At 42.3% G+C, this 13398-nt stretch carries 9 protein-coding genes and 1 tRNA gene; 2 read left to right on the top strand and 8 right to left on the bottom strand.

All coding sequences use genetic code 11. The annotated features are described in order from the left end of the window. Positions 1 to 17: 17 nt before the first annotated feature. From P2W82_RS03205 to P2W82_RS03195, 3 genes are all read right to left on the bottom strand, one after another. Positions 18 to 3404, bottom strand: a complete 3387-nt coding sequence (locus tag P2W82_RS03205) for a DUF1080 domain-containing protein (protein ID WP_336514391.1) — start codon at positions 3402 to 3404, stop codon at positions 18 to 20. 185 nt (positions 3405 to 3589) lie between these two features. Beyond that, entirely contained in the window at positions 3590 to 4858 is a 1269-nt protein-coding gene (locus tag P2W82_RS03200) for a Gfo/Idh/MocA family oxidoreductase (protein ID WP_336514390.1), read from the bottom strand. A gap of 276 nt (positions 4859 to 5134) precedes the next feature. Then, a tRNA-Leu gene (locus P2W82_RS03195) sits at positions 5135 to 5218 on the bottom strand. A gap of 366 nt (positions 5219 to 5584) precedes the next feature. On the opposite strand from P2W82_RS03195, the gene P2W82_RS03190 reads away from it, so the two are divergent. After that, complete coding sequence (locus P2W82_RS03190; protein WP_336514389.1) at positions 5585 to 6790, top strand: NAD(P)-dependent oxidoreductase; 1206 nt, start codon at positions 5585 to 5587, stop codon at positions 6788 to 6790. 3 nt (positions 6791 to 6793) lie between these two features. Here the strand turns inward: P2W82_RS03190 and P2W82_RS03185 are convergent, their stop codons facing one another. From P2W82_RS03185 to P2W82_RS03165, 5 genes are all read right to left on the bottom strand, one after another. After that, positions 6794 to 7510: a tRNA1(Val) (adenine(37)-N6)-methyltransferase gene (locus tag P2W82_RS03185; protein ID WP_336514388.1), complete on the bottom strand. Its 717-nt coding sequence runs from the start codon at positions 7508 to 7510 to the stop codon at positions 6794 to 6796. 22 nt (positions 7511 to 7532) lie between these two features. After that, complete coding sequence (gene tsaD, locus P2W82_RS03180; protein WP_336514387.1) at positions 7533 to 8543, bottom strand: tRNA (adenosine(37)-N6)-threonylcarbamoyltransferase complex transferase subunit TsaD; 1011 nt, start codon at positions 8541 to 8543, stop codon at positions 7533 to 7535. A gap of 5 nt (positions 8544 to 8548) precedes the next feature. Next, on the bottom strand, positions 8549 to 8854 hold the full coding sequence (locus P2W82_RS03175; protein WP_336514386.1) for a hypothetical protein: 306 nt from the start codon (positions 8852 to 8854) through the stop codon (positions 8549 to 8551). Between the two features lie 413 nt (positions 8855 to 9267). Next, positions 9268 to 10515: an ABC transporter permease gene (locus P2W82_RS03170; RefSeq protein WP_336514385.1), complete on the bottom strand. Its 1248-nt coding sequence runs from the start codon at positions 10513 to 10515 to the stop codon at positions 9268 to 9270. A 76-nt stretch (positions 10516 to 10591) separates the two neighbouring features. After that, positions 10592 to 11560: a YitT family protein gene (locus tag P2W82_RS03165; RefSeq protein ID WP_336514384.1), complete on the bottom strand. Its 969-nt coding sequence runs from the start codon at positions 11558 to 11560 to the stop codon at positions 10592 to 10594. Positions 11561 to 11677: 117 nt separating this feature from the next. Between P2W82_RS03165 and P2W82_RS03160 the strand changes: the two genes are divergently transcribed. Further along, complete coding sequence (locus tag P2W82_RS03160; RefSeq protein ID WP_336514383.1) at positions 11678 to 13264, top strand: peptide chain release factor 3; 1587 nt, start codon at positions 11678 to 11680, stop codon at positions 13262 to 13264. The last annotated feature ends 134 nt before the right edge of the window (positions 13265 to 13398 follow it).

The raw sequence follows: 13398 nt of genomic DNA, 5'->3' as shown, positions 1-13398 counted from the left end.
TCTTTCCCGGTATGATATCAATCCATGCTCTTCACCCTTATATTTCTGAATCGCACTACTGATCCATGACCAAGAAATCCGATATGGCCTTTCGCTCTTTTTAGCCCGGGATGATTTTGTTTATCCATCGTACCATTTGCACCAGCATCAGCAATATCGCCGTCGAGTATCACTTCATTGTTCAAAACAACTTTGATTTTCGTTCCGCGAACAGTCACTTCTTCATAATTCCATTCACCCAGTGGTTTAAGATATCCTCTTTTCGCTGGTATAACACCGTAAACAGACCCATGATATTGATAGGGCTTCAGATTCTTGTATATCTCAGCTTCGTTATCGAGAATCTGTAATTCCATTCCCGTATAGGCTGCGTCACCTTCCAAAGGTGCACGAATACCCAAACCATTATTTGCACCTGGTGTCAACTGAAATTCGAAACGGAACACAAAATCGCCATATTCATCTTTTGTAAAAAGATTTCCGCCACTTCCATCACCGGGTTTTACAACAAGGTCGCTGCCTTCAATAACATAATCTTTCACATTGCCAACCCACTGACTCAGATCTGAACCATCAAACAATACTTTATATCCCTCATTGATTTCTTCAGTACTCAACTTAAATGGCTCCGGTCTTGTAATTTCTTTTATGTAGATATTTCTGTAAGCCACATAAGTTCCGTGTGCCTGTAATTCTATCTGCTCTTTTGCAAATATGGGCAGGCTTCTGTCCCAGTAATTTTCTAATTGAACCTGGTCAACAACAAGTTTGCCATTTAGATAGACGGTAACCTTATCACCCTTCATGATGATGTGAAAATTATTCCATTCACCAATCGCATTGTCAGCAACAACCAATGGTTTTGAAGAATTTTTCTGATTGTTGTACAGGCCTCCGGAACCTACCTGTGCTCCAACATCCCTGCGCGTAGTGTCCCAGATCTGCACCTGCGGAGTACCACGGAGATAAATACCAGCGTCGCCTTGCGGCGTTATTTTCCAGTCAACAAACATTTCAAAATCGCCGTACATTTTTTCTGTTGCAAGATTGTCCCCATGGCCGGTAAAAATCAGCAGTCCATCTTTGACAGCCCATCCTTCTCGCATTAATTTGTCTGCTGCAGCCTGTTTTTTCAGCAGGGTATCTTTTGGCATAGTGGCACGCTGATGTGGATTGCCCACTAAACCTTTCCACCCTGTAAGATCTTTGCCATTAAACATGGCTTCAAAACCATTTGATTTAGGGAGTTCAGCAAGGTGGGCTCGGATAGCTTTCTTTTCATAATCACTATCCTGGCCACTCAACAACTGGATACATTTGTTGAGGTAGGCTTCAACGATAGGCCCATTAAAAGATTTATCTGATAATGCGATTCTCATCACCGCATTCGCTGCCTGTTGCTGAACAGCCGTAGTATCGAGCCATTGCCCGGCGAACACGAGAGCAGGGAAGGTGCGTATGCGTGCAGTTTCCCGCAGAATACGCTGACGTTGCCCATCATTAGTGGTTAATGCCATGGCATCAATCAGCATTAACACTTTCTGATCAGGAGGATAATTATTTTTTGCCACCAGGTCTATATAACCATTAAGCGCCTGTTGAGCGATATCACCTGATGTGTTTTGTCTTGCTATATTCAGAAGAAAAAGAGGTGCTTCGGGAAACGTTGATTTCGACAATGCTGCCACAGCAGCAGCTTTCGCCTGATCGTTTCCGGTAGAGAACGATTGGGAGATTGCTTTGTATGCATCTGAACCTCCAATACCAGCCAATACTTCCAGATAATAAATCTGCTTTTCAACTGATTCAGATCGCATTTGTTTAATGATAATCGTACTTCGTGCAGCAGTATCCTTCATGCCGGATGTGGCTTCACTCATTGCTTGTTGCAGATAGGGAATATTCGCCGGGGATGCCGTTTTAACAAGATTGAAAACAGCCTGTTGATCGTTTGCAGAAACAACCGAAGGCAAAGCTTTTACTGCAGCAGTTCGGACTATCTGACTGCTACCGTTCGCAAGACCGATTATTTTTCCTGCGGACTTATCTGCTTTCCTGGCAGCCAACACCTCAATCAGAGAAACCTTGCCCGCATCCGGTACTGCATCAAAATCATTTAAGACGGGAATGGAAATATCAGCAGATGGTATCCCCAGGAGAGCATTTTTAACTGCATTCGTTTCGGCTTCTCCGGAATTTTTGAGTTGATTGATTAATACGGGAATTGCTGCCCCTTTTCCTGTGAGCGCAACTGAATTAATGGCCGCTAGCCGAACTCCTTCATCCGAGGCTGATAAATATTTCTGCAGTTCCGGCATTAATGACGGATCTCCCGACTTGCCAAGATAATTAAGAAGTTGAATTGCCGCACCCGGAGAAGCCGAAGAAAGTTGTTTTAGCCATTCAGATTTTGTACCCGGGCTTTTCATTTTTTCTGTGGCACGCAATGCTGCTGTCCTGTAAATAACATCTTCACTTTTAGCTGCATCATACAACACCGGTAGTGCTTTATCTCCTTTAGCTTCAGCAAGTAATTGCATTGCAGCAACTTTTACAGGCAGCTGATCTTTACCGTTAGCATTATTCATCAGCTTCTCTGCGAAAGTGGCTGCAATATCTTTGCGACCACTGTTGCTGACTTCACGGATATAATTGAGATAGGCGGCAGTTGCACCCGTCTGGTCATATCGATATCCCTGTTTCGCAGCTGCAGCTTCCAACACACCCGATGCTGTAGTGTCTCCGATAGATGCAAGGGCATATAACGAAACTTTTGCAACATTTGCATCAGTTGATTTTGTCAATGCAATAATCTCTTTAACGGCAGGGGAATATTTTGCATATCCCAGGGCTTCAATCACAGAAAGTAAAGCCTTTCCTTTCGCCTGTTTTAAAGCAGTCATTAAAGTTTTCTCGGCAAGAGGAGTATTGATTTGAGCTAATGCCCTTGCCGCATTTCCGGCCAGTGCAGAATTTGTTAGTAATGGTTTCAGGCATGCAACGGCATCATCCTTTCCGATCAGCTGAAGTTGCTGAATAATAAAATCAGCCGCCAAAGCATCTGGCATTTTTGATAATGCCTGGCAATAAGTTTTTACTGCTTCTGCTTTTTGTTTTTCATTTCCAGGAAGTGAAACATAACTTGTATAGCCATTCAAAGCATACTGTAATCTCGTATTATCTCCCTTGCCCTGCGCGGACAACATCATAGTCATTTCCAGCAGACCACTGCCTCCGAGAGCAGCCATTTCCTGCATAAGATTATTCTGCTGGTATTTATTCTGCACAGGAAATTTTGCCAGCAGATCAGCAATTTTTGTGCTCTGCGCACGTCTGTCCCCCTGGGCAAAAAGAATAGACTGAAAAGACAGCAACAACAATATAAGGCTGATTAATTTTTTCATTTGAATATCAATGACTATAGTACTGTAATTGAAAAATATTTTTTCCGGAAGCGAGAAAAATCAGACGAGAGATAGAAAGAGGAGACAGGTGTAATGTAATACTTCGATAGTTAACATAAAACCTATTACTTACGCCTTACAACTTTAAACTCTCTTTCATACTTCGTCATTCGTACTTCGAACTTTTAAATGACCCATGGTGCTCTCAGCGGCGGACTTAACAAACGATTTGCTGCTTCATCATCAATAAACTCCTGCTTCACCGGATCGAATTTCAACGAACGTCCGAGCTGTAAAGCGATCTTACCCATGTTTACAATGGTGCAGGATCTGTGACCGTTTGTTTCATTCAATGCAAAAACTTTTCTGGTTTTTACTGACTCCGTGAAACTGGTGATCTGCGGCTCCGAATCCGGAAAGGCAGCCAGCTTTTTCCAGATGTCCGGAATATCTGATTTGAAACCAGGATATAATTTGCCTTTCGGTCCTTCGATGTAAGGAACATTTACATCTCTTCCTTCTCCATCCAGAATAATTTTACATCCATCTGCATACGTGTACTCGATCCGTCGCCAGGTACCAACAGCATCATAATGCTGTTGCTCGGCATCGATCTCAACACTAACAGGACTTGTGTCATCTTTATCGAGAAAGTACTGGATCGGGTCAATATAATGTTGTCCCATATCGCCTAATCCACCACCATCATAATCCCAATATCCGCGAAAGGTTTGATGCACTCTATGCTGATGATAAGGCTTGTAAATGGCTGGTCCGAGCCACATTTCGTAATCCAGTTCTTCGGGCACAGGCATGGCTTCCAGGTTGGTTTTGCCTACCCAGAAAAATTTCCAGTCGAAGCCGGTATGCCGGCTCACGGTCACTTTCAGCGGCCAGCCAAGCAATCCACTCTGTACCAGTTTTTTGATGGGTTTCACGGTTGTACCCATCCCGTAGAAATTATCTTCAAACCTGAACCAGGTATTCAGCCTGAACATTCGTCCATATTGGTTAACGGCTTCGACTACACGCTTTCCTTCCCCAATGGTTCTTGTCATCGGCTTCTCACACCAGATGTCTTTACCGGCACGAGCAGCATCGATGGCCATAATTCCATGCCAGTGTGGAGGAGTGGCAATATGTACGATATCCACTTCAGGCAGAACAATCAATTCCCGGTAATCGGAAAAAGTTTTCACACCCTTATCTACCATAGCGGCTGCTTCCTGTAAGTGTTTTTTATCGACATCACAGATAGCTACCACGCGCGTTCCGGCATAGGGAATATGACCCCGACCCATTCCGCCTACTCCAATGATGGCTTTGGTAAGCTGATCACTCGGCGCGAGAAATCCTTTTCCCAACACATGGCGGGGTACAATAAAGAATCCCGCAGCCGCAAGGGCACCTGATTTAATAAATGACCGGCGCGATGACTGTTTTTTTTCGTTCATATAATCAAGACTTAGACTTCGAAAATTTTTGAGGGTGAATTCCAGGTGAGATGGCGCGGCAATATAAGGATTCGTCGGCTAGAACAATAGACATTGCGTATTCAGATGTCTCTATTGTAAAAAAACTATAGCTCCCGGAGACTTAATGGCCGGAACAGGAATCCCGTCCGACAGGCTGTAGTTTGATCTGAACAGCTTGCGCCTTATCAGCGGGGGCGGGGAACCTGAACAACTTTACATCAAATAGAAAAACCCCTGGAAACCAGAGGTTTTTTGTGCCCGGAACAGGAATCGAACCTGCACATCCTTGCGAATACCAGATTTTGAGTCTGACGCGTCTACCAATTCCGCCATCCGGGCTTAATGGGGGTGCAATATTAGGAAATTGATGGTTAAAACAGAAATAACGGGTAAAGAATCGGGAGAATTCTATGTGACAGGTGATAACCTTGGCAAAAATACCTGCCAGGTTTAAGACCTAGGAGGTTTTAAACCTGGCAGGTCTTAGACCTCCCAGGTTGGGCATTCGAAAGCAAGATTTTTAATCGAGCTCAGGGGTTAAGAAAGTCCGGCACGCATTTTTTCCTCACAAAAGGCCAACCTTGGTACAGCTAAACCTCCTAGGTCTAAGACCTAGAAGGTTTTAAACCTGGCAGGTCTCAGACCTCCCAGGTTGGCACCTTTCGAGGTTTGAGGTTACGGCTGCAAGCGCTATTTTTATCCCTTATGACTATCATAGGACTTATCCGTGAAGAAAAAATTCCGGCAGATAACAGAGTGGCTCTTACTCCCGCGCAATGTAAGTGGATTCATAAAAACTCAAATGAGGTAAAAGTAGTAGTTGAAAGTTCTGAAACTCGGTGTTTTTCTGATAAGGAATATCGGTCGGCAGGTGTTGAAATAGTTACCAACCTCGATCACTGTGATATCCTTCTTGGGATTAAAGAAGTGCTCAAAGAAAAACTGATCCCTGGCAAAACCTACCTGTTTTTTTCACATACACGAAAACAGCAACCCTATAACCGCAAACTTTTTCAAACCATCATCGATAAGAAAATTACCCTGATCGATTATGAATGCCTCGAACACGACGATGGAACGCGAATTATCGGATTTGGCTTTTTTGCAGGCATCGTAGGAGCGCATAACGGATTAATGGCCTACGGAAACAGAACCGGATCATTCACGCTCAACCGCGTATTCAAACAACGCGATTTCCGTGAACTGATACACACTTATTTCGGCCTGAAAGTGCCAAATATCAGGATTGCCGTAACCGGATCGGGCAGGGTGGCACATGGTGTTCTGGAAATCATGAATCTTGTCGGCATACACGAGGTTGAACCGGATGAATATCTGGAAAGAGATTTTAACTACCCCGTATACGTGCAATTAAAAGGCGCTGATCTTTATCGTCAGAAACTGTCAGGAACTTATAACCGAAATCATTTTCATGAGCACCCGGAAGAGTATGAATGCATCTTTAAAAAATATGCATTCTGCACTGATATCCTAATGAACGGAGTGTACTGGGACAAAACGATTCCGAGGCTTTTTGAAAAAGAACTGATCCGCGACGCAAAGTTTAAAATAACAACGATCGCTGATATCACTGATGACGCTGATGGTTCCGTGCCCATCAACCTCGGTGATCAAACTATTGAAGATCCTGTTTACGGAGTGAGTAAAACAGATTTTTCAAAAACAAAACCCTATATCGATGGATCGATTGATATTGTTGCTGTAGGGAATCTACCGAACGAATTGCCCAGAGATGCTTCAAGGTATTTCGGTGAACAGCTGATAAAATATATTCTTCAGGATCTGGTTAGCGGAGGTAACTCAGTCATTGAAAAAGCAACGATGGTTAAAGCCGGTAAAATCACGGAACCTTTTGAATATTTAACCGAATATGGAAGTTCTAAGGAATGATGATTACAGATGGAGGTAATAATCTTTCAACAAAATTGAGAATTCTGAAGTATAATTCCGCTCTGCATCTTTTATAGTGATTTCACTTTCGATAGTCTTATCACCTTTTTTATTCTGAAATACGAGTATCGAACGAAAGTAATTATGGGCTGGCGTTTGTTTTAATTTCACTTCTTCAAACACAGATAGGGAAAACCGAAAACCGATATTTTTTATGGAGCCTGTTTCTGACGCAGGAACCAGCACTGCGAAAAATCCATCTGGCTCCAGCAGAGAAATTACTTTCCAGAATAGATTCTCAAAATTCAGTGAAGACTGATGATGAGCAATATTTCTTTTTGCATCAGGACTTTTCAACTGGTTATCGTAAAAAGGAGGATTGGAAATGATTAGTCCAAACTTTTTTTCTGTAGTATAATTTTTTATGTCAAGATGAATTACGTGCAGTCTTTCAGACCACGGAGAACTTTTGATATTTCCGATGCACTGATTACATGCATTTTCTTCAATCTCAATCCCTGTAATTTCAGCACAGGATTTCTGTGCAATCATCAGCATCAGCAATCCTGTACCAGCTCCGATATCAAGGATGTTTTTAGTCTGTGAAAATTCCTGAGCAGCTATCCAACCTCCAAATAAACAGGCATCAGTCGTAACCTTCATCGCGGATCTGTCCTGATTGACTGTAAATTGTTTAAATTGAAAATAACTGTTAGGCATAGACTAAGATAACCTTTCAGAATTACCAGGAGGCTTTTGCTGATGGCGATACCGAAAGATCGCTGAATTGCTCATCAAGGTATTGATAGTACCCTGTCATTGCGATCATAGCCGCATTGTCGGTGCAATATTCCAATGGGGGAATAAAAGTTTTCCAACCAGATTCTTCACCTAACGATTTAAAAGCATTTCTCAGACCTGAGTTTGCAGCTACTCCGCCCGCAAGACAAACCTGTTTGACGCCAGTTTGTGCGACTGCTTTTTTTACTTTTTTAAGAAGTATTGTGATAATTCTTTCCTGTATTGAAGCAGCAAGATCCGGGAGATTTTTTTTAATAAAATCTGCATCCTTTTTCTCCTGGGCCTGTAAAAAATACAGGATGGAAGTTTTTACGCCGCTGAAACTAAAATCCAGGTTGGGGATTTGCGGTTCTGCAAAAATGAACTCAGGTTTGCCGGTTTTTGCAAGCTTGTCAATAAGCGGCCCTCCGGGGTAGGGAAGACCTAATAACTTTGCTGATTTATCGAAAGCTTCTCCCGCTGCATCATCGATGGTTTCACCGATCACCTCCATCTGGTTTGGCGCTGAGCACATAACGATTTGAGTATGTCCGCCACTCACCGTGAGACATAAAAACGGAAAATCCGGCTTCTGTTCAGGAATCATGTTGGCAAGAACATGCGCCTTCATATGATGAACAGAAATAATTGGAATATTCAAAGAGAGCGCAAACGATTTAGCAAATCCGGAGCCGACCAGCAAAGCTCCTATAAGGCCTGGGGCAGAGGTAAATGCGACTGCGTTCAGCTGCCGGGCATTTATTCCGGCTTTTTCTAATGCTTTCTGTACAACGGGAACGATATGCTGCATGTGTGCACGTGAGGCAAGTTCAGGCACAACACCTCCGTACTGTCGATGAACTTCCTGGGTTGCAATGACATTTGAAAGTATCGTTCCGTCCTGACAAACAGAAGCTCCGGTTTCATCGCAGCTTGATTCAATCCCTAGTACAGTGATGGGTTTATCAGACATACCTGCTAAGGTACATTGGTCACACTAATAACATGGATTAAGGATTCTGTGCCGGAAATTTTCTTTGCAGGTTCATAACAGATCTTCACTTTGGCTCCTGCAATAAGAATTACATTGCTGTCGTCAATTTTGGGATAGTAAATCCTGTGATCTGCGCTTTCGATAACGAGAATACGACCTTTTTCAATGGTGGTATCCTTTACTATACCTGAAAGTTCGTTATTGCAGACCTTCACAACTTCGCTATTGGAGAAGAGGTACATCGCCGAAGAAACGAGCAATGCCAGTAAGGAGTAAATCAGCTTGATCATAGGTAATGGGTTAATGGATTAAAAGTCTTTTCTTAACGGATCTGATAAGACGCATTTCTCTATGATTTAATTAACGGTGTAATAGCCAGTTAATTTTTCGTCACAGGAAGCCATAAAATAAATACAAAAAATCTGCGAATGCAAGACCCTTTGACCGACTGCCTGAGTAGGTTAACTGACAAACATTAAAATTCTATTGTTAATCAATCAGATAACTGGACCGGTCATTGGATTCTAATACTGTTTTAATCAGTACTTCATAAGGAAGATGGAGGGGAGGAGTTTGACCTTATGAAAAATGCTACTTTCTTAAAACTTAATAGTCAGTAGTTTAATCAGGCCTTCAACTCCGCTTGAAGATTTCTGTAAGATTAGTGATTTTTTTTCAAAAAATGCGAAAATATAATTTCAATTTATTTTGATCGGATGGCCACCACCGGATCCATGCGGGCTGCGATCGACGCTGGTATGATCCCGGCCAATACTCCGATCAGTACACATAGGAAAATGGCCATTCCCAACAGGCCCGTTGAAATGGCCACAGGAAAATTAAATATTGAAGTGGCCAGTTTGGTTATTCCGAACACCAGCATAAGCCCGATAAGTCCTCCAAGAATACAGATGAACGCAGATTCAAGCAAGAATTCTGTAAGTATAGTTCCCTTGTTTGCACCTATTGCTTTTTTTAACCCTATAAATGGCGTTCTTTCTCTTACAGTGACAAACATAATGTTGGCAATACTAAAAGTTCCGACGATCAGACTCAGTAAACCTATAAACCAACCCCCAAGGTTAACCGAACCAAAAAATCCACTTACAGCCTTGCTGAAATCACTAACCGCATTTAAAGTGAAATTGTCTTCATCAAGTGGTCCGAGTTTTCTTAATCCTCTCATTACACCTTTAAGTTCATCACGTAACGCATCGACGCTGATATTATCCTTTCCTAATACCATGATAACGGGATTGGAATATTTCTCTTCGAACATCTGTAAAAAGAAACGATAAGGAACAAGGATACAGCGATCATATTCCCAACCACCAATTATACTTTTACCTTGCTTTTTTATTACACCAACTATTCTTGCATTTTTGCTCTTTAATTTAACCTCTTTGCCCAGCGCATTCTCTGCTTTACCGAAAAGCTTCTCTGCATTTTCATAACCAATGATAATGTTCGGAGAGCCGTAATTGAAATCATATACGTTTAAATACCTGCCGTAAGCAATATCAACTGGCTGAACAGCATTGAACTCTTCTGATACCCCGTAGTACTGGACATCACTCAACATATCGTTTTTGTATTCAACATTGAATGTGGTACTGAGGTTAAAGCATATGTTTTTTATCGCTGATGATTTTTCCTTGATGAAACGCATCTCAGAAAATTTCGGTTCAGGACGTTTTACATATTTCCACCAGGGATAATCGGGACCACCGGAGTAATCCCATTTATCGATGTAAATGGTATTTGAACCAAGCGATTTGATGTCGTTCTGTACGTTTCTTTCCAGGCTCGTCACAATAGAAAGAACACCAATAATGCAGAAAATCCCAAAGGTCACTCCGAGGAGTGAAAGAAAAGTGCGAAGCTTATTATTTTTAAGTTCAAGCAACGCAAGCCTGAAGCTGTTGTAAATAATCTTGAAGGTTTTCCGCATCCTGCAAATGTAGCCGGTCTTTAAATCAACCGGAAATTTTTTAGGTAAATGGAATCAGCAATGGATCAATGGGTAATCAGTCGTGAAGTGGTCTTTTTTTGATCATTCCTCCCTTGGTATCCTTGATGCTCTGCCTTACCACGAAAGCATTCGGATCAATCACCATGATTTCTGTTTGCAACCTTGATATTTCCAACCTGGTTATTACAGTGAAAATGATCTCTATATCCTCTGTCACATAGCCTCTTTTTCCAAAACCACTGGTACCCTTGTATACAGTTATACCGCGTCCCATTTTTTTCGTAATCATCTCAGCTATCTCATGACTTTTGGGTGAGATGATCGTAACGCCCGTATATTCTTCGATACCCTCAATAATAAAATCGACTGTTTTCGAAGCAGCCAGGTACGTTAACATAGAATACAATGCGTTTTCGACGCCTAATATGTAAGCTGCGCTGAGAAAAATAAAGAAGTTGATGATCATGATAATATCACCAATAGTCATGGTAGTCCGCCGGCTCACGAATATGGCCAGGATTTCGGTTCCATCCAGCACTCCTCCACCTCTTACAGCCAGACCGATTCCTGCGCCAAGGAAAAAGCCACCAAATACCGCTACGAGTAGTTTATCCTTAGTGATTTCCGGATAGGGAATAAATGCTACGGCTGCGGCGAGGCCTGCAATGGCGAAGGCTGCCTTTATGAAAAAAGACCATCCGAGGGACCGGAAGCCCATATACAAAAAAGGGAGGTTGATTACAATCAAAAAAATTGAAACCGGAATTCCGGTAACATTATCCAGTATCAGCGAAATGCCCGTTGCGCCACCATCAATAAATTTTGCAGGCAACAGAAAACCTTTCAATCCAAATCCCGCAGCCAGGAAACCACAGGTGAGAAAAAAAATGTCTTTTATTGAAGCCTGCAAAAACACCCGTAATTGAAACGCATTTTTTGCCGCCAGATACTTACTGTCTCCCTCCGGGCCAATAGGATATTTATTTCGGAAAAGCCTTCTATATAGATTTTTTTCGCCGTCCATGACACGTAAAATAATGAATTCATTAAATACTGCATCTACCTTGTTTTAAGTCTTTGTTATTATGTGCATTGGCCGATATAGGCTACCTTTGCCGCCCAAAAGAAAGCTGGTTATATTATGAAGTTTGACGGGGAAATCAATAAAAGGCGAACATTTGCGATCATTTCTCACCCTGATGCAGGAAAGACTACGCTTACAGAAAAATTCCTGCTTTTCGGTGGCGCGATTCAGACTGCAGGTGCCGTTAAGAGTAATAAGATCCGCAAGCATGCTACCAGCGACTTTATGGAGATTGAACGTCAGCGTGGTATCAGTGTCGCGACGAGCGTAATGAGCTTTGAGTACCGGGGTGTATTAATCAATCTTCTGGATACGCCTGGTCACAAGGATTTTGCGGAAGACACCTATCGGACCCTTACAGCTGTTGACAGCGTTGTGCTCGTTGTAGACTCTGTAAAAGGAGTTGAGGAACAAACCCGGAAACTCATGGAAGTATGTCGTATGCGGGATACTCCTGTAATCGTGTTCATCAATAAACTCGATCGCGATGGAAAACAACCCTTCGATCTGCTAGATGAAATTGAAAAAGAATTAAAAATTCATCTGCATCCGCTTTCGTGGCCGATCAATATGGGAAAAGATTTTAAAGGAGTATATAACCTCTACGAAAAAAGTCTTCTCCTTTTTAATCCAAACCAGAAAGCAACGGAAGATGATATTGTTCCTATAAAGGATCTCAACGATCCGATTCTTCCGAAGCTGGTCGAGGAAAAAAATGCAAATCAGCTGAAAGAGGATGTAGAACTGATCGAAGGTGTATACGGAGAGTTTCACTCTGAACCTTACCTTGCCGGGAAAACGGCTCCGGTATTTTTCGGCAGCGCCATTAACAACTTCGGAGTAAAGGAATTGCTTGACACATTCATTCAGATCGCACCCGTTCCCAGAAGCCGCGAAACGAGCGCAAGAGTAGTTGATGTCCATGAAGATAAATTCAGCGGCTTTGTCTTTAAAATACATGCCAATCTTGACCCTCGTCATCGCGACAGGATTGCATTTCTGCGTGTCTGTTCAGGTAGGTTTGAAAGGAACAAATTTTACACGCATGTGCGCCTCGAAAAAGATGTCAGGTTCAGCAATCCATATAGTTTTCTTGCGCGGGAAAAGGATGTAATACAGGAAGCATTTCCCGGTGATGTGGTGGGTTTGTTTGACACGGGAAATTTTAAAATCGGGGACACGCTTACAGAAGGAGAAAAATTTTATTTCACCGGCATCCCAACCTTTTCTCCGGAGATCTTCCGTGAAGTAATCAACAAAGACCCGATGAAGACAAAGCAACTGGAAAAAGGGCTGTTGCAATTGACGGATGAAGGAGTTGCGCAATTATTTACTCAGCATTTTGGCAACAGAAAAATCATTGGCTGTGTAGGTGATCTTCAATTTGAAGTAATTCAATATCGTTTATTGCAGGAATATGGAGCTTCTGTTCAGTTTAACTCACTTCCATTTTATAAAGCCTGCTGGATCACTTCTGATAATAAGGCAAAAATGGATGAATTCACGAGGTTCAAAACTGCGAATGTGGTAATGGATAAAGATGGTCACCTGGTTTATCTCGCACAGAGTGAGTGGTTCCTGAATACGGAGATTTCAAATAATCCGGAAATTACATTTCACTTCTCATCGGAGATACATAAATGAGTTGAACGAAAAACGTATAACGTTTAACGCGGCCCAAGCGCTGCAGTTAGTTCTATTAATCGCAAAAACTAAAAGCAGAAAATTTAAAGCGAAATGTTTAACGTGAGCGTATGCTCCGCGATTACTTTCCCTGT

The sequence above is a fragment of the Pollutibacter soli genome (genome assembly GCA_029269725.1).
Classification (GTDB): Bacteria; Bacteroidota; Bacteroidia; order Chitinophagales; family Chitinophagaceae; genus Pollutibacter; species Pollutibacter soli.
The sequence above is the reverse complement of the archived record's forward strand: the minus strand, read 5'-3'. Positions and strand labels throughout refer to the sequence as shown.

Coding starts and splice junctions, on each gene's coding strand:
- P2W82_RS03205 (WP_336514391.1), bottom strand. CDS start 3,404: ATGAAAAAATTAATCAGCCTTATATTGTTGTTGCTGTCTTTTCAGTCT.
- P2W82_RS03200 (WP_336514390.1), bottom strand. CDS start 4,858: ATGAACGAAAAAAAACAGTCATCGCGCCGGTCATTTATTAAATCAGGT.
- P2W82_RS03190 (WP_336514389.1), top strand. CDS start 5,585: ATGACTATCATAGGACTTATCCGTGAAGAAAAAATTCCGGCAGATAAC.
- P2W82_RS03185 (WP_336514388.1), bottom strand. CDS start 7,510: ATGCCTAACAGTTATTTTCAATTTAAACAATTTACAGTCAATCAGGAC.
- tsaD (WP_336514387.1), bottom strand. CDS start 8,543: ATGTCTGATAAACCCATCACTGTACTAGGGATTGAATCAAGCTGCGAT.
- P2W82_RS03175 (WP_336514386.1), bottom strand. CDS start 8,854: ATGATCAAGCTGATTTACTCCTTACTGGCATTGCTCGTTTCTTCGGCG.
- P2W82_RS03170 (WP_336514385.1), bottom strand. CDS start 10,515: ATGCGGAAAACCTTCAAGATTATTTACAACAGCTTCAGGCTTGCGTTG.
- P2W82_RS03165 (WP_336514384.1), bottom strand. CDS start 11,560: ATGGACGGCGAAAAAAATCTATATAGAAGGCTTTTCCGAAATAAATAT.
- P2W82_RS03160 (WP_336514383.1), top strand. CDS start 11,678: ATGAAGTTTGACGGGGAAATCAATAAAAGGCGAACATTTGCGATCATT.